The sequence below is a fragment of the Microcoleus sp. T3_D1 genome (assembly GCF_036700405.1).
In the GTDB taxonomy this organism is placed as follows: domain Bacteria; phylum Cyanobacteriota; class Cyanobacteriia; order Cyanobacteriales; family Microcoleaceae; genus Microcoleus.
Genome location: NZ_JAUBOV010000016.1, coordinates 1 through 22,907 on the forward strand (window position 1 = coordinate 1; position 22,907 = coordinate 22,907).

7 protein-coding genes are annotated in these 22,907 nt (G+C 46.2%); 1 reads left to right on the forward strand and 6 read right to left on the reverse strand.

Translation table 11 applies throughout. From position 1 onward, the window contains the following. Positions 1-232: 232 nt before the first annotated feature. The 5 genes from QT992_RS09680 to QT992_RS09700 all read right to left on the reverse strand — a co-directional run bounded on the left by QT992_RS09680 (position 233) and on the right by QT992_RS09700 (position 18,647). A complete protein-coding gene (locus QT992_RS09680) occupies positions 233-3,130 on the reverse strand; it encodes a DUF499 domain-containing protein (protein ID WP_333376907.1) in 2,898 nt (965 codons plus the stop codon). Between the two features lie 67 nt (positions 3,131-3,197). After that, positions 3,198-6,113 carry a DUF1156 domain-containing protein gene (locus QT992_RS09685; RefSeq protein WP_333376909.1) on the reverse strand — a complete coding sequence of 972 codons (2,916 nt, stop codon included), beginning with the start codon at positions 6,111-6,113 and terminating at the stop codon, positions 3,198-3,200. Positions 6,114-6,325: 212 nt separating this feature from the next. After that, positions 6,326-9,745, reverse strand: a complete 3,420-nt coding sequence (locus QT992_RS09690) for a helicase-related protein (protein WP_333376911.1) — start codon at positions 9,743-9,745, stop codon at positions 6,326-6,328. A gap of 397 nt (positions 9,746-10,142) precedes the next feature. Continuing rightward, positions 10,143-14,687 carry a response regulator gene (locus QT992_RS09695; protein WP_333376913.1) on the reverse strand — a complete coding sequence of 1,515 codons (4,545 nt, stop codon included), beginning with the start codon at positions 14,685-14,687 and terminating at the stop codon, positions 10,143-10,145. Positions 14,688-15,545: 858 nt separating this feature from the next. Continuing rightward, positions 15,546-18,647 (reverse strand): MFS transporter, encoded by a 3,102-nt coding sequence (locus tag QT992_RS09700; protein WP_333319287.1) that lies wholly within the window; start codon positions 18,645-18,647, stop codon positions 15,546-15,548. 399 nt (positions 18,648-19,046) lie between these two features. Here QT992_RS09700 and QT992_RS09705 point away from each other — a divergent pair, with 399 nt between their 5' ends. Beyond that, positions 19,047-20,432 carry a 2-polyprenyl-6-methoxyphenol hydroxylase-like oxidoreductase gene (locus QT992_RS09705; RefSeq protein WP_333319285.1) on the forward strand — a complete coding sequence of 462 codons (1,386 nt, stop codon included), beginning with the start codon at positions 19,047-19,049 and terminating at the stop codon, positions 20,430-20,432. A gap of 499 nt (positions 20,433-20,931) precedes the next feature. Here the strand turns inward: QT992_RS09705 and QT992_RS09710 are convergent, their stop codons facing one another. Next, entirely contained in the window at positions 20,932-21,813 is an 882-nt protein-coding gene (locus QT992_RS09710; protein ID WP_333319283.1) for a lysophospholipid acyltransferase family protein, read from the reverse strand. Positions 21,814-22,907: the final 1,094 nt, after the last annotated feature.

The window sequence follows — 22,907 nt, forward strand, 5'->3', positions numbered from 1 at the left end:
AATTACCGTAGGGGCGGGTTCACCAACCATTTATGTCAGAAACCAACAATATAATAAACCCGCCCCCACCCAACGACTGAGAATAGGAACTAAACTTGGATTAACCCTATAAGCTGTTGCGGCAGATAAACATTGTGTGTCAAAAATCAATCAAACAATCAGTGGGGCGTTGCTCCCAGCAGCGCCCGAATATGCAATGTTTATTTGCCCAACAGCTTACACCCTGAAGCTGTTACTCCAACCGTGTAGATGCCTGAATGTCCATTTCGTCGAGAGGTTCTTCGATCGCATTCCTGAGCCAAGTTGGGTCAAATTCCTTAACTGTGTCTGCCTTAATGTCAATTTTAATTGACATATTATCTGCTTTGTCAGATAGTGTTTGCAGCACTTCAAACAACTGAAAAAGTTTAGATTTGTTAGTAATCGCGTTCAAAGTGTAGTGGTGGGCTTTTTGTTTCCCGTCTACTATGTCAGCCAAAACACAGCGCTTGATGCTGCTTGTTTCCGACTTATATTCAACGGTTTTTTTGTCTTCCCCTGTCGCTTTGGTTGTGCGGCTGACTTCACCCCAAACATCGTCACTGCTGGTATTGCTATCATTTTCCGAGTCAGAAACCAGAATTTGCTGATTTTCGTCTGCTGGTACGAGCGCCCGCAGCTTCATTACCAAGCTAGGAGACAACAAATAGCCCGACAAATCTAACTCATCGGCCGGAATTCCCTTAGCAAAGCTGATGAGGGCAGGATTTTCTACATTCGGAGGGCGATCGGCATTGATAGTCAAGCGCGGGACATAACCCAAAACGCCATTGGCGATCGCCTCCAGAATAGCTTTCTTAATCGGATCAACACCCAACAACTTCGGAAAATTGGGGAAGCGGAAAAAATAACCCACCAATTCCTCACCCTTGATAAATTCAGTTTCCGAATTTTCCAAACCCGAAAGCCGCACTAACTTAGTAGGCGTTATTGAATCAAAAACATAATTTTTCAGAGCATCCAATACCCGGTCTTGCAGGTTTTGACTCGTATTAAGCTGAGACTGCAAATCAATCATTTCCAAACGCAGAGGAGCATTGCTAGTTGTGTCAGGCACCGGTAGCAGAATATCTTCATAGAGACGGCGAATTGCCGCGCTGATTTCATTCGCAGATTCCTGACGTTTGCTAGTCAATTCCTCAGTATCTCCCGCAGTGAACTTGTATTTTTTCTTCTGTTCTAGCAGAGAAGAAATCGCCAACGCTGTCCGCGCCCCCTTTCGCGCCTTCTCCATCTGCACCACCTTCGGAATCACAAACGCCAAAGCATTTTTGTAATCCCGTTTATCATTACCACGATTTTCCAGCCATGTCAAGGCATCAGCTAATATTAATTCCTGGCTTTTTTCCGCCCAGCTTGGGTCAAGATAGACAACACTAAACTGAGAAACATTATCAGGAATTGCCGCAGAATCTTTCGGCCACAACACGACTTTGCCGCGAGGATTTTGTAAAGCCTTGCTCAAATCTGTGCGGATGCGTTCTAACACTTCTTCCCCACTAATATTGCTTTCCTCATCCGCCACTAACTTATTCAGATTCGCTTTAGTTTCAAAGCGATAGCGTTTACCGACATAGTGCAAATAAAGCAACTGTTCTCGCAAGTCACTTAGCGTCGCCGTGATTGTTGTGCGCTCCAATCCAGGGGCGAGACAAGCCGCGATAACATCTTGCTCCAAAATGCCTCGGTCTTCTCCACCTCTGGCACCAAAAGAATACATTAAAATAGCAGAAGTGAGGCGACTTCCTACTTTTAACAGTGCCAAAGCCGGGGAATCTTGACCAATGCGATTATCTACTATTTTGACCTTAGCTTTACGACCAATTAAGTCAGCATTCAAGACAGAACTGTAAGCTTCCCTTTCTCCGACTTGGGTAAAGAAAGCGCTGCGGGTGGCTTCATTATGGAACGGAATATTAGCGGGAGTAATTAGCCAAGAAGTATCATTTGCCTCTCGCAAACCGTAAACAGTAGAAGCCAGAAATTGTAGTGCGCCCCGCGTGCGCTGGTAACTCGGTAAACTTCCCCAGCGATGATACATTAAATCAAGTAAATCCGGGTGGAAAGGATAGCTAATTTCAATACGTTCTGCTAGTAATTCTACTTGTTGCTGTATTTGCTGTTTTTCCCGATTAGTTTCTGCGTAACTTTCCCGAAATTTGCGGTATAATTCAGCTTGTTGTCGCGCCACTTCTTTGATGATAGCTGGGTCGCCCACATCAGCAAATAAGCGGCGTTGAATGACGCGCATTACTTCATCGCCAGTCACAGGTTCTTTTTTCGCATCAATGCGACTGACTAATTTATCTAAAGTGTTTAATACCCCTTCATTCCCGAAAGCTTCTTGCACGCTAGCTTGTAGAGAATAAACTAAAACTGCGCGGGGCAATTCGCGGACAACTTCAGTAAGCTTCTGAATAAAAGTGAGGATTTGCCGACCAAAATTTGATTCCCCTACCGTTAAAGCCATTGCGCCTTCGACATAGATAATCACCTCATCCATTAGCAGCAAAACTGTTTTGTCAGCAAAGATTTGACGCAGCTTGTCATTACCAGGAGCAATGCGTTGTTTATCTTCTGTTTCCACCAGGGCATAAGCCTCATAACCGCCAATTTTCCAAGCTAAATAGCCCCAAGGTGTGAGAACAGTTGGGCCGTTTTCAATAGGAATGCCGGTGATATCAATATCTAAACCAATTAAGGTAATCACATTAACTTCGCCTGGGTTGGGTAATGTGTCTAATTGTGGAATTCCTTGCAGTTGGCTTCGGTGTTGGACAAGGTGATATAAACACAGTAAAGCGTGGGTTTTACCGCCGCCGAAGGGTGTACGCAATTGTAATACTCTGTCGCCAGCTTCCCCACACAATCCTTTGACAACACTTTCTAATAGTTTTCTCAATTCTGCTGTCAGATAAGTAGCATTAAAAAAATCACGGGCATCGCGGTAAACTTTGGGGCAGTTTGGGGAATTGCGGACAACTGAACTTAAGCTGGCCGCGTAGGTGGCGTTATCTAGTTTTCCCTCTAAAATATCGGCGTGGGGAGTAACAACTTGTGTCCAGGGTTTGATTTGGTAAGCGGTGTTCATAATTTTTGGTTTCTGTATTCATTGCTAGGGCTAAAGGTACGTTATATTGTAGGGTTTGGGTTAAAACTTAACTCCCTTTAGTAAATAAGTTTTCTTCTATAAGTCGCTTCCAAGATGCTAGTAAGGTGTCTATTGTTTGCTGTTCCTTGGTACGGTTCGTAGTGTGGCCTTCGATTCCTCCTGCCTCTGGTGTTAAAGCACGACCCGCTAAGGCTTGAGCTACTAACTGCAATTGGGTGGTGTCTGGCTGTGCTAAACTCAAAAATTCATAGATGCCTTGTGGTCTATTTTCTGATAGCCACAGCAAGCGGTGCAGGATGTCAATTAAGCTAGGGGCGTTGCCTATGGCTTGGGGTTTGACGTTGAAGGTTTGCTGTTTTTCGGTTTTTTGAAGGCCTAAGTCTTCTAATTCGCCGCGTTCTTGATAGTCTTTTAGTTGGATTTGATTTTTGGTTTTTTTGACTAGGGCAAGTTTGCCGTCAGTTAAACCGCTAGCGCCGTCTAATTCGACACCTATACCTCGCGCTAGGGTGTTGGCTTCGTCAAATTCGACAATGGCTTCGCCGTATTCGTAGCGTCCCAGAATGTAATATTGGGTGGGTTTATCGACGGCTGAGACTCCTTTTTGGTCGCATCCTAAGACTGTGCCCAAGATGGTTTCAGCTACTTCTTTTTGTACTTCATCTAGGAAAGAACTGGCATATAATTCGTCTCCGTTGGGGAGTTCTACGCGATCAAATTGGGTGTAGGCGCGGAGTCCGGCACCGATGCAAGCTATTACTAAGTCTGCGCCGGTAACTCCTTCTGACATCAGGGTTTTTACTCTGTCGCGCACGATTTCTGATAGGAATGGGCGGACTTCTGTAGCGTAGTCGCCTGTACCCCCTTCAGTTCCCCTTTGGTAAGGGGGGAAGTTAGATAATTCTTGTTCCCTCACCTTAGCAAGGGGAAGGTTAGGGTGGGGTTTTTCCCGTTTTCTGGCAACTAAAAAGATACTGGAAGCGAGAGAGGCCCTAAGACCGCGCAATCCTCCTTGCTGTTCAGTATCAAGCGGCCATGCTTCAGTAATGGTAAATTTAGCCCGCCTGAGAGAATCAATTAATGTTGACCAACCGGCGGTAGTTTTGTGGGCATAAACTACAACCATCATGCCCCCTGGTTTTAGCACTCTGCTGGCTTCACAAAATGCTTTGTGCATCAAGTCTTCATAAGCTTGGGCTGCTTTTTTCTTGTCTCCCCCATGTCGTGAAGGTTCCATAGTGGCTTCGTTTTTTTTGGGGGTAAGTGGACTAGAAAAATGTTCCGGGAAAAGATGTCCAATACTGCGTTTTAGCCATACATAGAAATAGTCTGATAAATCTGAATAGGGAACAGCATCAAAATAAGGAGGATCAGTAATAACTGCATCTAAGCTAGAATCGGATATATCTAATTTTTGGCAAGGCTGTCTTTTAGCAATTGCTACATTACTAATTTCTGCCAAGTTTCGCACGTTTTGAATAGTCCAGTCTAAACCGTCAGAATAGTTACCAGAACTCCCTCCTATTGGATTAGTTTCGGGAAAGTCCCAACACATCGGTAGCCTGCCGCTACCAATAGGGCTTTCTATAGTTTCGCGCCCTGTATGGTAAACCCCCAAGTTACTACCTCTATTAGCAACTTTTGTAACCCCAAGGCTGAGATAAGTTGCAACGGCTTTCCCAAATTCCTCCTCATACCCCTGAGACACCATATCCTGATGCGCCAACCTCACCCACTTCACAAAAGTCATCAGCGACAGCAATTGACGGGAGGTAAATAACTTTTCAAATGTATCTAAACCATATAGAGGCGCATTAAAAACACCAGACCACACTTTTACAGGTTCATCCGGGGTACTAATTCCTATTTCTTTAACCAAATTTTGTAACCTAGTTTTAATTTCTATTTCATTAGGGATATATTTTTCATAAGCTGTACCACTCAAATAAGTTTTACCTTTTTCTCCTGAAGTATTACAAACAATTGCCATCAATTGATGACTGATTCTACCAGCTTTTCCATGTTCTTGAATATAGGGTTTAGTAGGCACAGTTGTCCCACAATGACGACAAGTTGAAGTACCCCGCGAACTACCTGCCGCCGGGTCAAAACCTAACCCTTTTTCCGTTGCAGACTCGACAACTTCAAACTCAACCCGCTTTGTGTCGTGATTAGGAATCACCTTAAGTGCAACATACTTTTTAGGCTTCTTGCAAAGCCAAGTTTGCCGCACCAAAGGAACATCAGCGCCACAACCAGGGTTAGGACATTTAACCGTTCGCGTCCATAAATATGCAACTGGGGTGAGATTTTGTCCGAGAGTTAATTGCTTGACTTTTGGTGCAAATAACTCTAATTGCTCAGATTCCTGCGGCACAACTTCCCCCACCTTAATATCAGGGTATAAGTCACCAATTTCTCCCCGCACCTTTTCAATCACCCAATTGCCCCATTTTTCCACCTCATCAGCCAATTTTCTGCCGTACTTTTGGGGATAAACTAGCGTACAAAGCTCAATAATATGAGCCACCGGATTGAGTTCAACTGCGTAGGTTTCGCACCCCAAACGCAACGCTTCTAACGGAATAGCCCCGCCGCCAGAAAACATATCTAAAACCTTTGGTGGCGGCACTTGATTTAATGGTGTTTCTGGCGGTAAATTCAGGCGGAGTTTTTGCGCTTCTAGGATTTGCTTTCTCGCTTTATCAATAGTAGGTTGTCCAGCTTCCCATTTACACAAATCAATCATTGCTTGTTTCAATGCTGTGCGCTTCTGTGGTGTTTCTGGTGCCGCTATTAGGGATGCAAAAACCGCCGCTCTTGCTGCGACTAAAGGCCGTCTCGCCCACCATAAATGTAGGGTGGAAATGTGACCTTTGCGAATCGACTTCTCCCGTGCAGCTTCTACCGAGATTTCTTTGATAGGGATAAAGTCTTCAATTAAGCGGCGGTCATTTGTCATGGTTGGTAGTCTTTTTTGTTTGTCGTGTAAGAATGACGAAGCCATCTGTCATTGTCAGGTATAGCAATCGCCCGGATGGTTAGGACGATTTTGAATATAGTCGTGGGGTGGGGGCGGGTTTTTATCATTTGTCGATGAGTGTCACAGATTCGGGCGAACCCGCCCCTACTGCACTAATCGCTTTGGCGGTTGCTATACAAAGCCACCTCATATTATACACTATTTTTCTGCAACGCTTCAGCAGAAATAATATACCGAGTAACTTGCTTAATTTCTTTAGCATCCGTCGCTAAATTATTAGCAGGATTTTGAATAATTAATAACTGCGGATTTTCAACCTCGCAACCCCAAACAACATACAACCAATAAGAATCTTTTAACTGTTGTGCTTTGCGCCACTCATTTACAGTTAATGTTACTTCTTGATACAAATTAGCCCTTCCCTTCACCTCAATTCGACGCACCTCGGCAATTCCCGTTTCTGGATTTGTAGGCCCTAAACTGCGAATATCAAACCCACTACCATCGTGATTTTTACTAATATCTTCCGGTTGCCATCCCCGCTGTTTTTCGTAGTCAATCACGTACTGCATGGCAAATGCTTCGACTTCTGGGTCGTTCCGCATCCCCGGACTAGAGACCTCTACAGGTACAGGATACACCAAAGCGGTTCCCAAATAAGTCACTCTGCCCGATCGTACTATTTTGAGATAATCCAATTCTCCCTGCTTATTTTTATAACGTTCTTGCAAATCCCGCACCTTATTTTGAGCCGCATCTCTCGCCACCCGATAAGTTTCATCTCCCGCCGCCACTTTTGCCGCCAATTTCATCTGAGTAGATTGGGATTCTCTAATAGTATTTTCCATCGCTTGTTCTAAGTAATCTTGGCGAATTTGTAATTCTTTACTACAGCGCAATCGTTCCTCATTCATTAACCCTAGTTGTACCTTGACTTTCAACCAGTTTTCGGCTTGTTGCTGTTGTTTGGGTGTGGGAAATTGGCAATCAGGAATTGGTACAGGATGGGGTGCTAAATCATGCAAACAATCTGGCGAAGCTAGGGATAATTCCCCTGAAGCCTTTTCAACAACCGCACACAATTTAGCTCTAAGAACTCGATTCTCTCCCTTTTTGCCTTGCCCTTCAACCTGAACATTAAAAAAGTGAATGCGATAATATTCTTGAGCATCAGCATCGACAAAAACAGCACAATGATGAGCTATTTCCTCATTTAATTGAAGGTCTAAGCGTTCAGCAATCGCCGCAAATAGGGGATGTCCGGGTGAAAGCAAATCGGCATCTTGATGAGACGCGGCTGCTAATTGTTCTTTATAAAACGTGAGTTTGGGATAACTTTTCTCTGGTGTACCCAACCGCCGCACTGCTTCTAAATGATTTGAGCGAAATTCCTCTTTCACATAACTTACCCGCCACAAACCATCAGCCCGCACTTCTAAATTAATCCGCAAGAAATCACAAATTCGCTTAAAGAATTCTTCCACATAACGCGGCATTAACCGCTGTTCTTCCGAGACATAATCTTGAGTTTTGGTGTGTCGAATTTGAGATAAATCGACGTGAGAAGTAGCCAAGGCGACACCCGTTGCTTTTTCTAATTCTTCTAGGCGTTTGGGGTCAAGCCGTTCTAATTGTTCTAAAACTTCATCTTCGGAAACTTTGCTGTAAGTAGCTTCTCGCAAAAAATCCTCAAATCTCATGTCATTTAGTTGCAGCAATTGACCAATAACATCAAAAACGCGATCGCCCATTGCTTTGCGAATTTCTTCGAGTTTACTTAGCAACTTATCTAAAACGCGACCTTCAACTGTATTGATGGCAACAAAGTTAAAAATATAAACATTTTGGCTTTGGCCAATGCGGTGAATTCGCCCCATGCGCTGCTCTAAACGGTTAGGATTCCAGGGTAAATCGTAATTAATCATCAAGCGACAAAACTGTAAATTTATCCCTTCCCCTGCCGCTTCTGTTGCCAAACAAATCTGCTTATTAAATTGAAAATCTTTCTGGGCGGCTTTTCTGGCCAACACATTCATCCCACCGTGAATTTCACAAGTGCTGTAACCCCACTGTGTGAGATTCTGTTTAAGATACTCTAAAGTATCTCGGTGTTCTGTGAAAATCAGCAGCTTACCGCGTCCGTCTTTTAATTCTTCAAATTCTGCTCTTTTTACGCACTCTTTGAGTTTATTGAGTTTAGCTTCTGTGCCGATGTCAATGGTTTTTTGAGCTAGTTTAACTAATTTACCCAATTCCTGCAATTCTTCCCGCAGTTGGTCTAACTGTTCAGATACTGTTGACTCGATGGCTAATTCCTCTAATTGCTCCTCTTCGCAATCCTCACTTTCCTGTTCAGAGTCAGGAATTTTGCCTAATGTTAGCAATCGCTGGTGCTGTGCTTCTGGAGAAAGTTGACTGAGTTCTTCTAATAACTCAGCAAACCTGCGTTGTCGTCTTTTGAGGGAACTAAAAATTGCATTTAAACTGCTAGCCAATCGGCGCTGCAAAACAGTCCGCGCCAAAGCAACGGCAGCTTGCTTGCGGCCTTTGGTTTTGCCCAAATATTTGTTAATATATTTAGTAACTCGGTCATATAAATCTTTTTCAGCAGGCGACAAGTCAAAGGAGACGGTAATCGGAAAGCGTTCTTTGAAAAGCTTGTGTCCTTCAAAGTCTCTCAATTCTTCTTTGATTCGGCGCAGGAACCAAGGGCAATTGTTCAGCTTTAAAATTTCTGGGTTGAGTTGATTTGAAATAAATTGGTCAGCATCTAGCAATCGCAGAAAGTTGTGAAACTGATCGACATCGCCTTGGTGGGGAGTAGCGGTGAGGAGAAGCAGGCGATCGCTAATTTTTGATAATTCTTCAGCCAGTTTATACCGACCAGTGCGTCGCAAATCTTCCCCCTGAGTGCGAGCTGAACATTTGTGTGCTTCGTCAATAATCACTAAATCCCAATCAACTTGTAAAATACTGGGGAGGATGTCATCGCGTTTGGCAAAATCAATAGAGGCGATACATTGACGAAACCTATCCCACGGATTTCCTGCTAATTGACCTTTTACTAATACTGAGTTAATGACTTCAAAAGTTTCGGAAAATTTGCTGCGGAGTTCATCTTGCCATTGAATTGTTAAAGGGGCTGGTGCTAAGATTAAAATGCGCTCGATAATGCCCCGTAATTTGAGTTCTTTGAGTAAGAGTCCCGCCATAATAGTTTTGCCAGCCCCTGGGTCATCTGCTAATAGGAATCGCAGGCGAACTTGAGGTAATATGCGTTCGTAGACGGCTTCTAGTTGATGGGGAAGGGGACGCACACCGCTGAGACTAACTGCGAAGTGGGGGTCGTAGGCGAAGGCGGTTTTGATGCGGGCTGATTCGATAAATAGGAAGAAGGAATTGCTGTCAACGGGTGTAGTGATGGTGGGTTGTTGGTTCGCTAAAATTTCTGTGACTTCTGCGGCACTCAGCATGGCATCGCCCAATTCGCCGGCACTGGTGCGAACTTGTAACAGCACGGTATCATCGATGGCGGTGACTCTTTCGACGGTGACTGTTCCGGTGAACTGTTCGGGGATGGAAATGCGTTTGCCGATGAGTTGGTCTAGCATAGGTTATAGAATTTGAGATTTGAGACTTGAGATTTTATACCAATTATTAAAAGTTGCAGATATATAGCAATCCTCGCATCAGTTGTACAAATATGTAGGGGTAGTGCTAAGAGTGCCTACCCCCCACGGATTGGGGCAACCACGGGGGGTTTGCCCCTACAACAATTACACAATTCATTTAGAATCGCTATAGCGCGTCTCAATAGACTTTTTGCAAAAGTCCTTTCGATCAAATTTTCGGACGGGCTCTCCGGCCCATCCCACAAGAGAAAAAACTTTTTGTGGGACGGGCTCTCCGGCCCGTCCCAGCTATTTTTGCAAGAGGTCTACTGCCTAAAACCAACCATATCAAAAACCCTCCCCCACCCACGAACAATAGTTAGTTATCAGTTGTTAATTATTCTGTCATTGTTTCGCTGTACTGCATTTCTATTTTTAACGCCGTTTCCACTCTTCGATACTCCGCCTCAACCTCTTCTAAAAGCGCGCAGGCCGGATCGGGTAAAGACTGGTTAGCATTTGTGCCGATGCGGCCCATGATTTCGAGTTCCTCGCACAGCTCAAACAAGCGAAAAGCACCGAGAGTACCGCTGATCGACTTTAAAGAGTGAGCCGATCGCCGCAAAGCCAGCGGATCGGCGTTGCACAGAGCCATAGAGATGCCTCGCAGCAGTTCGGGAGCTGTTTCGAGGTAAATCTCGATCGCCTCGTCTAAAGCTTCCACTTCTCGCAGTCCCTCTATAATCTTGGCACTCAGGGACTCGTGGCTATGTGACAAAGCCCGATCGAGATTTGATGCACCCCACTCGACGACTGCCGGCGAATTGGGAATTGTCTGTTGTGGATTTCCCGCAACAGCCACATTCGATCGCACTTCTAATTCACTCGTTCCTTCGATCTGTTCCGTCGGCGCATCCAAACAAACGATCGGCTGCAGACGATCGAATGCAGAGTTCGATCGAGATTTACACGCGATCAAAGCTCGCACCAACTGCTCAATTGCGATCGGCTTGCTCAAATAGTCGTCCATCCCCGCAGCCATACACTCTTCGCGATCGCCCTGCATCGCATTTGCCGTCATCGCCACAATCCAAGGCCTTGTCGATTTTCGATTTTCGATTTTCGATTTTCGATTGTTAGATTCCTCAGTCGATTTTTGATTTTCGATTTTCGATTTTCGATTGTTAGATTCCTCAGTCGATTTTCGATTTTCGATTTTCGATTTTCGATTATTAGATTGCTCATCAGTTGCGGAAAGTTCTGATTCTCCCGTGTCATTTTCTAAAGTTAAATCTGCTGAAAATTGCTCGCGGATGTGGCGGGTAGTTTCCAGTCCGTCCATTTCCGGCATTTGCACATCCATCAGCACCACATCGTAAGGCTGGCGGCGCAAAGCTTCGAGCACTTCGATACCGTTTCCCGCCACATCCGCGCGATACCCCATCCGCTGTAAAATTTGCAAAGCCACCTTCTGATTCACCAAATGATCGTCAGCCAACAGAATCCGCAGGGGTAAGTCCTCTGCCAGCACGGGTATGGTTTGCAAGAAAGACCCGGTAGTGCGCTGCCCTTTAAATTCAGTTGTCTGTTCTCCAAAAATATTGATTAAAACATTGTAAAGCTGAGATTGTTTGATGGGTTTGTTCAAAAAAGCAGCAAAATCCATCTCCATAGAAGGGGGGTTAATTTCTGGCCTGCCGATCGAAGTTAGCATCACTAACGGCAACTTTTCGCAATCAGGATATCGGCGAATTTGCGCCGCTAAAGCTAACCCGTCCATTTCCGGCATTTGCATATCCAAAACTGCCAAGTCAAACATTTCTTTAGCAGCCAGCCAATCTAAAGCCAAACGAGCCGAAGCTGAAGCCCTAGCCACCATTCCCCAAGACTGAGCTTGGAGAGTCAAAATTCTGCGGTTGGTAGCATTGTCATCGACAATTAAGACTCGCTTGCCAGCTAATTCAGGTTGAGAATTGCTCAAGTTAAGTGGTAAGGAATTCTTGCAGCCAGAAACGATCGTACTAAAATAAAAAGTAGAGCCAACGGATTTCGTATTTTGGGCGATCGGCTGGTTGCTGAGTACAGATTTGGCATAGCCATATTTTTCGGCAATTTCGCAAGATTCTGCCCATCCCAAATCAATAACTGCCGACGATCTAAAATGGGCAGGAGGATTGCCCGCCACACTACCCATACTTTCCACCCACATCCGGCCGCCCATCATTTCGGCCAAACGCTTGCTAATTGCCAAACCCAATCCGGTACCGCCGTACTGCCGGCTCGTTGAAGAATCAACCTGGCTGAAAGATTTAAATAGCCGATCCATGCGATCGCTCGGAATGCCAATACCGGTATCTTTGACAGCAAAATGTATTTCGTATGCTGGGTTAATTACTACCGATTCGCCAGCAATTAATGGCGGTTCTTTAGCCTTAGCCGCCGGTACTGAAATCTTTTTGGCAGTCACCGAAACCACCACTTCTCCAGCGTCGGTAAATTTAACCGCATTACTGAGCAAGTTGATTAAAATTTGCCTCAAGCGGGTGCTGTCCCCGATCGCCGTTACCGGTACTGTACGATCGATCAAGTAACCCACTTCCAGTTTTTTTTCTGCCGCCTTAGCAGCTACCAAGTCTAGAGATTCCTCAATGCAAGTGCGGATGTCAAACGGATGTTCCTCCAAGTCCAATTTGCCCGACTCAATTTTCGAGAAATCTAGAATATCGTTGATCAGCGTCAGCAAGGCATCGCCGCTGCTGCGGATAGTTTCTACAAAATCGCGCTGTTCGCGAGTTAAGGGGGTATCCAGCAGCAAACCGGTCATGCCGATGACTCCATTCATCGGAGTGCGAATTTCGTGGCTCATGGTGGCTAAAAATTCGCTTTTGGCTCTAGTAGCCGCCAGTGCTTGATCGCGAGCTTTTGCCAAATCTACGTCTGTTTGCTGGCGTTCTAGTTCGCTTCCCACCCACTGAGCCATCAGTTTCACCAACTCTCTGTCTACAGCTCGGAACGGTTCTGTCACAGGATTCGGAGAAAAGAAGCACAGAGTGCCGTAAACTTCACCTCCCACCGTGACGGGAATGCCCATGTAAGCTTCAATGGGGAAAGCTCGATCGTGCGTGTTGAAGGAAAAACCCGAAAATCTCAGCGACTCAAAGTAGATCGGTTCTTTTGCCATTGACGTAGCGACGCAGAAAGTTTTTTCCAGATCGTAGATTTGGTCTTTGACGATCGACCCGTCGGGACACTCAACAGCCATTATTTGATAGTTGTCGCCTTGAATGCAGGACAAAATTCCCACGGACAGGCCTAAATGCCGACATCCCATTGCCAGCAGTTCTTGGAGGCGCAAATCAAAGGTAGAGAGGTGGTTGAGCGGGTCTGTACGGGGAGCCGAAGTCACTTGGTACAAAGCTTTGATTGCAGCTTCGCTTTCTCGCAGTTCTTGTTCTGTTTGCTTCCGCACGCTGATGTCGCGGGAAATGCCGATAATTTCTTGGACTTCGCCGGTTTGGGGATCGCTGATCGTGCGGCCGGTGGTTTCAAACCAAATGTATTTGCCGTCTTTGCGGCGGATGCGGTAGCTGACGGTGTAAGTAACTGGGAGTGCCAGGACTTTCCAGTGAGCTTTGGCGATGGTTTCTAAATCGTCGGGGTGAAAATAATCCTTGGGGACGCGGCCGATGAGTTCCGAAGGTTCGTATCCCAGCAAAGCGCGGCTGGCGGGCGAGACGTAAACAAACACGCCTTTGGGGTCGTGTCTGGTGATCATGTCGGTTGAGTTTTCTGCCATCAACCGATAGCGGTCTTCGCTTTCATTACGTTCGACTTGAGAATTGCCTAATGCTTCTAGCATTCGGTTGATGGCGTCGGCCAAGCTTGCGAGTTCATCTGCTCCGGCCATAGGAACTCTCAAGCTTGGGTCGCCGTTGGCTGCGATGTTGCTGACGCTGGTGCTCAAGGCCGCCAATCTCGCTAAGACTAATTTTTCTAGCAACAGCAGGGTGATGGCGCTAAATATTAAACCTACTGCCAGTATTGATAAGGTAAACAGCTCCAAGGTAGCCTGACCTTGACTGTAAATGATGCGATCGGTCTCTACTCGCAGCAGCAGCGCTAGGTTGCCGTGGATGTCCCGAATCAGGGCGTATCCTGCGACTAAGGTGTCGCTGAGTGGCTCGACTAAAATTTCTACTGATTTGAGGTTGGAAATTTTGAGTTTGACATTTTCCAACTCCTGCCTCGATCGAGCCAGCGCCTTGGCGCTGTGCCCAGAGTAGTTCGCGGCTCCAACTTTAAAATCTAAACTCGGCAATCTAAAATCCACTGACAGGTGAGTCAGTTCTGAAAGCAAACCGATTTCGCTGCTGTCTAGGTAGCGTCCCAAGATCAGCGTCCCCCGCGGCGGCCCTTGGGAGTTGCTGTTCAAGATGGGCTTGGAGGCAATCAGCAGTCTGGCTTCTGGCAGGGTGAGGACGCCTGTTTTGGCGGGGCGATCGCCATCGACTGTCGATGAGTCTAGTAGCGCCTCGGTCAAGTGCTGTTTTAAGCTTTCGGGAATCGGGATTTCGGTTTGCGATTTCAGGTCGAAACCTTTGCTGAAGATCGTCTTACCGTTGGAGTCAAGCAGCACCAATAAGTTTAGTCTCAAGTAAATAAATGTCGAATCGACGAAATTTGACTTGACAAAATTTTCGTTCCGTGTTTCGACGAAAGAGTAAGTATCGTCCCACTCGGCGTAATCTTGGGCGCTGGTGTCTAAATTCGACAAGTCATCATCTAATGCGTCCAAAGCCCGTGCGACATCCTGGCGGACGTACTGTGCCTCCAGGTTGTGAAAATCATGCAGCAAAATAGTTGATGCAGTGGCATAGAGAACCACAATCAGGCTGATCAGCGCTGCACCGATGATTAATAGTGTTTTTTTTCGGAGTTGCATGGCGTCGCCCTCCTCACGGTGCTACTAGGCAACTAGCCAGGAGAGGTTTGAGACGTAAGTTGTTTAGCATTGGCTCGCGCAGGGCCTGCGTGTTTGGACTTTTCTGGGCTGGCTTGGCAAAGCCCTTGGTATTTCCAAGGCATCCGGTATGTTGCCCCCCACAGTCAGTGTAGTATTTTCACAGCTTTAGTTCCCTATTATGCACAACCTATGACATACAAGTTATAACCTGACGATCGGCATCTTCAAAATTAACTGCCGATCGAACTCAAAACAGTTCGCGTTTGTTTGATACTGATGCAGCCAGGGAGGCGGGCGGTTGGGAGAACAGGCGTGCTGGGTTGAGAACCATAACTATATATTGTACCAAAAAAGTATTGAGGAGAGAGCGGACTGGTCGATCGAGTTTTGCGCGCAAAAAGGTTCTCATTCCAGCAGCTTTTTTGATTTTTGTCGTTTTATAGCAATCCTTGCAGGAGTGGTGGAATAGGCCTAAAAGCCTATCCAGCCGAGAAGGTTGAACCGCGTTCAAAAATTGTGATAGCAGAGGCAATGAATATCCGGCGACTTTTTATTTATGACATCTGCCAATAAAATATACACCAATCAAAAAAATAGGCTTTTCACTTTTATATTTTGAATGGATCAAAACTGCTAATTAAGATGTATAAATTCACGCTTTTTACCATCTTCAAAAAAACGATAGGAGCGGGCTTACCAATAACCTTAAACAATACCAAAAAATTAAATACACCCGTTCCTACTCCCCGATCAAATCCTTTACTAACAGTAGTGCCTGATATCAGTAGAAACTCATATCAGGCACTATCTGCAATCCGATCGCAACTTGAGTCTTTTTTATCGGATGACGGCTAAAGCACCGGCGCCAGCAGCAGCAGCGGCCGAGGAAAGAGCCGTGAAAAACAGCCACCAAGAGGCAACTTCTGCAGCTTTCCGGGTTTCTTCAGCTTGTTTTTCGGCTTGCAGTTTGATGCTTTCGAGGCGAAGCTGTGCCTCTTGCTGCAAGCGTTCTGCTCTTTGCAAGACGCTGTTGCGACTTCTTTCAATTTGGTCGATCAAGCGGTTGGCATCTGCTTCGGAAATGTCCTCGCGGGAGCTCATTAATGCTACTAAAGTATCGCGGTTGAAATGACCCAGCCGATCGCGCAAAGCATCAAATCCGGCTTGCGGATCGTCAAATAACTTCCGCACGTCCCGCGTAATGCCTTCGTAGTTGAGTTCAGGGCGATCGAGCGAATTGAGGTAATCCCGAATTTTTCCGAGAACCCCGTCAATTACCGACTGAATACCCTCCTGTATTTTCTGAATTTGCAGTGCGAACTCATCGCGCACCGACAAAATTCCATCGACAATGCGATTGGCTTCTGCTTCAGAAATATCCGGCCGCTGAGACAGCAGAGAAACAACTGTAGCTCGATCGATGTGTGACAAGCGCTCGCCCAAACTGTAAGCGCCGACTTTCGGGTCATGCAGCAGCAGTTGCAAGTCGCGCTTGATGGCTTCGGGATTTAATTCATCCTTGCCCGTATTACGCAAATAATCTTCTAAAACACTCTGAAAATCCTGTACTTGGCTTTGCACCCGTTTTGCCAAACGGCGCGGCGCTTTCACAATCGAGCCAAGGGTTTCCTGTACTTGGTCGATAATTTGATTGACTTGTTCCTCGCTCAAATCTTGTCTCTGAGAAAGCAGTTTTACCAAAGTATCGCGATCGACTTGAGACAGACGGCCGCGCAGCGCTAAAGCTCCTTCTTTGGGATTTTCCAGCAGTTTTGTCAAATCCCGCTTAATCCCTTCAGGATTGAGTTCTGATTTGCCAGTATTGCGAAGGTAATCTGCAAGGGCGGTTGTGGTTTGGTCGTACTGATCCTTAGCTTTTTCGGCCAACTTTTGCGGCGCATGCACCGCGCCGTGCCAATTTTCTTCGGCGCTGTCGATAAGCTGATTTACTTGGTCTTCGCTGAGGTCTTTCCGCTTAGATAGCAATTTTACCAAAGTTTCGCGATCGAACCTAGAAGCTCTAGCTCTCAAGGCCCACATTCCCGCTTCCGGGTTATCCAGCAGCGTTTTCAAATCGCGCTTGATGCCTTCGGGATTGAGTTCTTCTTTGCCCGTAGACTTCAAGTATTCTTGTACTCTTTGCCACTGGTTGTCTAGTCGCACTTGCGCTGCTTCTTGCAGACCTTTAGAATCTGCTAAAACTACATCTCGCGTCCTTTCCAACTCTTGAACAATCTGTTCTACTTCCTGGAATCCGAAGTTTTCGCGGCTGCGGAGAATTTGCACGAAACTGTCGCGCGTGTAAGGAGAAAGCCGATCGCGCAACTGTTCGTAACTAGCATCGGAATCCTCTAAGATTTTTTTGAAATCCCTCGCGATACCTGCTGCTGTCAGTTCCTCTTTCGGCGTCAGCTTCAAATAAGTTTCCAACCGCCACTGCAAATCGCGAGATTTTTCTTGCTCCTCGGCAAAGATCACGGTTTGTAAAACTCGCTGTCTAATTGCTTCTAATTCCTGGGAAATTTGTTTAATTTTGTCTTGGGTAAAAACACCTCTACTAGCCAAGATTTCGGCAAAATTAGACTGTTTTAGTTTTTCTAATTCGCGGCGCACAGTTCCCGGATCGGCTGTAGGATCGTAGAGAACGTCCCGAAATTCGCGCTCGATGGCTTGGGGGTTCATCTGCCACGAATAAGTGTTGAGTAGGTAGTTTTCTACGTCGGCACGAATTGGGCTGTAAGTTACGGGTTCGCCTTTGACTTGAGCGGTAATTTTATCAGTTTGCTGGGTAACTTTGTCTTTCGCTTCTTTGAGCTGACCGACTACTTTTTCAACATCCAAGTCAGAAATATCCGTGCGACCCAATACTATTCCCATTAAAGCATTGACTGCCATTGTGGTTGCTTGGGACATCATGTTCGGGCTTTGTCCAGAATTTTGACCGCCCAGACTGCTGAGGGCTTTTTCTACCCTACTTGCCAATTTATCTGAGACCAAATCTCCCGATTTGGCAGATTTGAGATAGTCTACTAATTGCGCGATGCCGTCTGATGGCTGCCCTTGTTTTCCTACTTGTTTCCAAGCATCTTGGAGTTGGTCTACAATCCGGTTTACGTCGCGTTTTGATAAGTCCGATCGCGAACTTACTAAATCTACGAGAGTTTGCCGATCGAGATTCGGCAAATTTTCGGCTGCAATGGTTTTTAGTTGCGGATCGTTGAGCAATTTTTCAAACTCGCTACGCATCCCTTTGATGTCTAATTCTGGCGGTTTGAGGCTTTGGATGTAGTCTTCGACGTTTTCGCGCAAGCTTGTGGGGTCGATCGCGCTACCAAGTTCATGGCCCACTGCTGCTGCTGCTGCTTTGGCTGTGGCGACTACTTGGTTGCTGGCTGCTTTGGCGCCGATGGCCGAGGCTGCGGTGCCGACAATGGCTTGAAAGCCTGCTGTGGCGCTGTTGACGACGGAACCGATCAAGGAACCGACGGTGGTGGAACTCACCCAGACGAGCATTGAGAAATAGGTGGCCCACACGACTAAACCGACGATCGCACCTAAACCGGGACTGCTAATCAAGCTGAGCTTTACTGCAAGCAAGCAAGCAAAGAATAGGGCGATGGTGACGGTAATCAGCGTCCAAGTGCCTACTTTTCTGCCGATGTGGCGGACTGGGGAACTGCCGCTATCCGACTGGTGGCCGTCGTCGTGGGATTGTCCCATGTACGAAAGACCCGCGGCTACTGATAAATTTGTTAGCAAGAGTTGGAAAGCGCAGGCGAGTACCACTCCAGCTATCAAGGCGATAAAAAATTGCGGCCCGGAATACAGGAGTGCTGCGTCTTCTGCTGTGTTTGTTGTAGTAGTCTGCTCTACTGGCACTTGAGCCAGCCAGAACCCGATGTTATACAGTTGTGGATTTATTGGCAAATTTTGATACATAGTATATTCCTCGTTAAGGAGTGGGTGCGCGCGCTCATTGGCGCAAGTTAACCAATGTATAGTTTTAGACTCATGCCCCCAATGGCAAGCATCGCCTTATTGTCGAGCTAAAGCATCCCCCTACAGTTGGAAGTGTAGAAATATGTCTGCGGCCGGCTGTCACTTTAGGAATAGTTGTGCTATGTAAATTGGCAGTTGTGAAGTTGTTAGTTCTCGGTTAGGAGTAAGGTGCGCGGCGGCATAGCCGAGATAGATGCTAGTAATGGTAAGTCTGAGTAAAATAATCGCAGAGGAAAATCTTGGGTCGATCGATATTAAGAGTCGGCACACAACCCCAGACAAATTGTTCACAATTCATCAACCAATGCCATAGCAAATTAGCTTTGAAGGGATTCGATCGTGCAGCGAGAAAGTCATGCAATTATTATTGGCGGCAGTTTAGCAGGACTGTTGGCTTCTAGAGTATTAGCAAAACACTTCGATCGAGTAAGTATAGTTGAACGAGATTTTTTTCCAGAAAAACCCGCACCTCGCCCCGGTATTCCTCAATCCCGTCACCTTCACGTCCTTTTAAATCGGGGAAAAATCATCCTAGAAGAGTTTTTTCCCGGCTTGGAAAACGAACTGGTAGCTGCTGGTGCTCCTAGTGTAGATCCGAGGTCGATCGGGTGGTTTAGTCCGGCAGGTTGGGCCCCGCACTTTAGCCCGGATCTAAATGATTTAATTTTGTTCAGTCGGGATTTACTTGATTGGCAAATTCGCCGCCGCTTGGCTGAAAATACGAACGTGCATTTCCTCGAAGGAGGCACAGTAACGGGGTTGCTGGCGAATGCCTCGCGCGCGGAAGTGGCTGGCGTATCGGTGCGTTTTCGCGATCGTCACAACCCGGCTAACATCCATGCAGAGAATTTGTATGCAGATTTAGTAGTCGATGCTGGCGGCAAAGTTTCCAAAACACCTAAATGGTTGAAAAGTTTGGGCTATGAACCTCCGCAAGAAACCGTTATCAATGCTTTTGTCGGCTATGCCAGCCGCATCTATGAAGGCAGCGGTAAATTGTCAGAGACTGCGCCAGTATTTGTGGCAACAGCACCGCCATTTCGCACCCGTGGCGGTGGAATTTTTCCGATCGAAGGCAATCGCTGGCTGGCAATTCTTGCTGGGGGCGATCGCGATTACCCCCCCGCAGACGAAGCAGGTTTTCTAGAATTTGCCCGCACTTTGCCAACCCCGACAATTTATGATGCGATTAAAGACGCAGAAGCCATCACACCAGTTTATAGCTATCGAGGTACAGAAAACCGTTTGCGCCACTACGAAAGCCTCTCCCGCTATCCTGAAAATTTGGCAGTTATCGGCCATGCAGTTTGCGCTTTCAACCCCGTTTATGGCCAGGGAATGACGGTTGCTGCACTGGATGCTCAGATGCTAGATGAATGCCTGCAAAAGCAGCGGCAGCGCTATCCTGAAGGCAATTTAACAGGCTTTGCGCGACAATTTCAACAAAAACTAGCAAAATTACATAAAATTCCTTGGACATTTGCCATCAGTCAGGACTCTCGCTATCCGGGAAGTGAAGGTGCAAAACTCAACCTCGCTACGCGGCTGACAATTGATTACATGGATTTGGTGTTAAAAGTGATGGTCTCAGATGCTAAAATTTGTCAAGCATTTTTGGAAGTTGTGCACATGATTGAGTCGCCGGCTGTACTTTTTTCTCCCAGTATTGCGGTTAAGGCGATCGGGCAATTAGTCAGCGTCCGGCAGAAGGCAGAATTAATATAAATAGTTTATAAGCTGTTGTGCATTTAACTTGTATGTTGAGGGCGGGTTCTCCTGCCCAACCCCCTACTCCCCACAAGAGGAAAAATTTATTTTAATATGCAATTTAAATGCGGATTAGCTTACAGAATCAGGTTAGTTTTGCTAATTCTCTTTTTTCACCGCCGATGAAGGAAGATAAACGCAGATGAACTCCTATTCATCTGCATTTATTTAAGCTGATATTATGTCCGCTTGAACCTGGATTATAAAAAACGTGACTTTTGCGACGGGGCTTTTCGGGTATTTCACGTAATTAAGATGGGTAAAATCCGATTTGGTACCGCAATTGTCGGTTTTTGAAATAAATCATTAGATTTATGGCAAAAAATTTTTGTAGTCACCACTTACCCACAAAATTCAAGAAACCGGGTTTTTTACCCATATCCCTCGCGCTTCACGCTATATAGTCGTAAAAAAAATCGGTTTCTGCAGCCTAGACTAATATAGACTTGTGCAATTCTCAATTCCCAGCCAAACAATCTAATTGTTCTTGCATTTGGGCGGTAACTCGCTCGAAACAAGCATCAACATAATCGCGATCGCGCGCCGCCTCCGAACCGTACCTCTCAAATACAATCGGTTCGCACACGCGCGTCCGAATTTGCACCGGTAAAGGCAGGTTCGGCAAAGGCCCAATACTCAATCCCCAAGGCAATCCCAAATACACCGGAAATACCACCGGATCGATGCCAAATAGCCACGGCATCCCCAATTCATGCAATTGCTTAAGTTGTTCGTACAAATCTGCCAAAACTATCAAAGTATCGTGTGCACCGTGCGATACAATCGGTACAATTGGCGCTTCTTCTCGCAATGCTAATTTGATAAATCCCTTGCGTCCCGCAAAGTAGATTCGATCGCGCAAATGGTGGGGGCGAAAAACATCTTGGGCGCCGCCCGGATAGACGAGAACTGCGGCATTTTTCCGCAAAGCTGCGATCGCCATTTTCGGATGTGCCTTGAGGGCTCCACACTGAACCGCCATGCTAGCAACATCAGGAGAAACTTGCCAAATCGTCGGGTGCATCAATCCGTAGGCTAAGCGTTCCGTGCCGTACCTGCTGAACCATTCGTATAGGAACATAAACATATCTGGAGCGGCTATTCCCCCGTTGTGAGAACCGACAACGAGCATTTTTCCGCTCGCGGGTACGTGGTGCCAGCCGTCGCTTTGTACGCGAAAATAGTAGCGGTACAGCCATTCCCAGATTGGCAACAAAAGCTGAATGAAGTCGGGATTGCGATCGTCTAAAGATAGACCGTCAAAGGGATAGTTAGAGGATTTTCCGTCTTTTTTGTTAGTAGTTTTTGTCACTGCACAAATATTTAACGCTTTGGTCATTATATAGCAGAAGGAAGAAAAGTTTAACTCTCGAATAGAGAAGGCTTTAGTTATTTCGGAAAGAAGGAAGAAGGGAGGAGATTAGTTGGGCTTTTCCTCTCCTTGTGCGTGCGCTAATCCCGATCGCCCTCCCAAAACAAGATTTTTCCTATCATTAATAGGCTCCCATTCCGAGGGAATATCCCGCATTAGTTTTAGCAAGTGAACACATCATAAACATCGAGTGCGGTTGCTATAGCAATATAATTAAATACGGTTCAGATAAGACTGATCCCCCCTAGCCAAGAGGGCGGGCACTCTTGGCACCGCCCCTACAAAGGGGGGGACAAGAAGTTGCTCTTGCGTCCCCCAACAATCAGGGGGATGCGAGGGGGATCTCCGGGGAATTAACAGTGTTAACTGAACTGTATTGCAATATAATTAAATCAGAATTGGCGCAAATATTTGGTTTCTGATTTGAGCAGGCTGCTTTTGTTCGGAGGTTTTGTGCTGGTTGTCTCCACAGGGGCAAAACCGTTTGGAAACAGCTACAGCAACTGTCGCTGATGGCGGGGCGACTTTAGCCACAAAAACACAACTGTGTCTCAAGCCGATAAGTTTCCGTTTTGGAAGATTTTATCAAATTGACGCCAGCCATCGGGTCAAGGCTAGCGATTGGCGCTGTTTGCCACAATTTTAAGTAAGGTACGATCGACAGTTGAGTTATGTCAGCGCGATCGAAGAACTGTATGCGGCTTGTGACACCTCACTACGACGATGGGGTCGATCGCGCCCATCGCCTGTCAATCTGAATATTGGAGCATCTCAACCACAATCTCGCTCTCGAAACTGCCAAGAATTCACATGAAATGTAGCCCCATATTACTCAACTGCAACAACTGACAGCTAAATGGTTTAACGAACACAACAAATGACTTGCAGTCCTAGTAAACTGTCCGGCATTTAAACACTTAACTGTTTACTTTTCCCGTTTACCATTCCCCGACTCGGACACTCTCGCCTTCTCCCTCCCCCACTGTGGCATAATGAGCCATTTATAGGCGTAGCAGCTTTATGTGTCTTCGCTCAACTCACCAAACATTAAATTATATAAA

Coding starts and splice junctions, on each gene's coding strand:
- QT992_RS09680 (WP_333376907.1), bottom strand. CDS start 3,130: ATGAACACCGCTTACCAAATCAAACCCTGGACACAAGTTGTTACTCCC.
- QT992_RS09685 (WP_333376909.1), bottom strand. CDS start 6,113: ATGACAAATGACCGCCGCTTAATTGAAGACTTTATCCCTATCAAAGAA.
- QT992_RS09690 (WP_333376911.1), bottom strand. CDS start 9,745: ATGCTAGACCAACTCATCGGCAAACGCATTTCCATCCCCGAACAGTTC.
- QT992_RS09695 (WP_333376913.1), bottom strand. CDS start 14,687: ATGCAACTCCGAAAAAAAACACTATTAATCATCGGTGCAGCGCTGATC.
- QT992_RS09700 (WP_333319287.1), bottom strand. CDS start 18,647: ATGTATCAAAATTTGCCAATAAATCCACAACTGTATAACATCGGGTTC.
- QT992_RS09710 (WP_333319283.1), bottom strand. CDS start 21,813: ATGACCAAAGCGTTAAATATTTGTGCAGTGACAAAAACTACTAACAAA.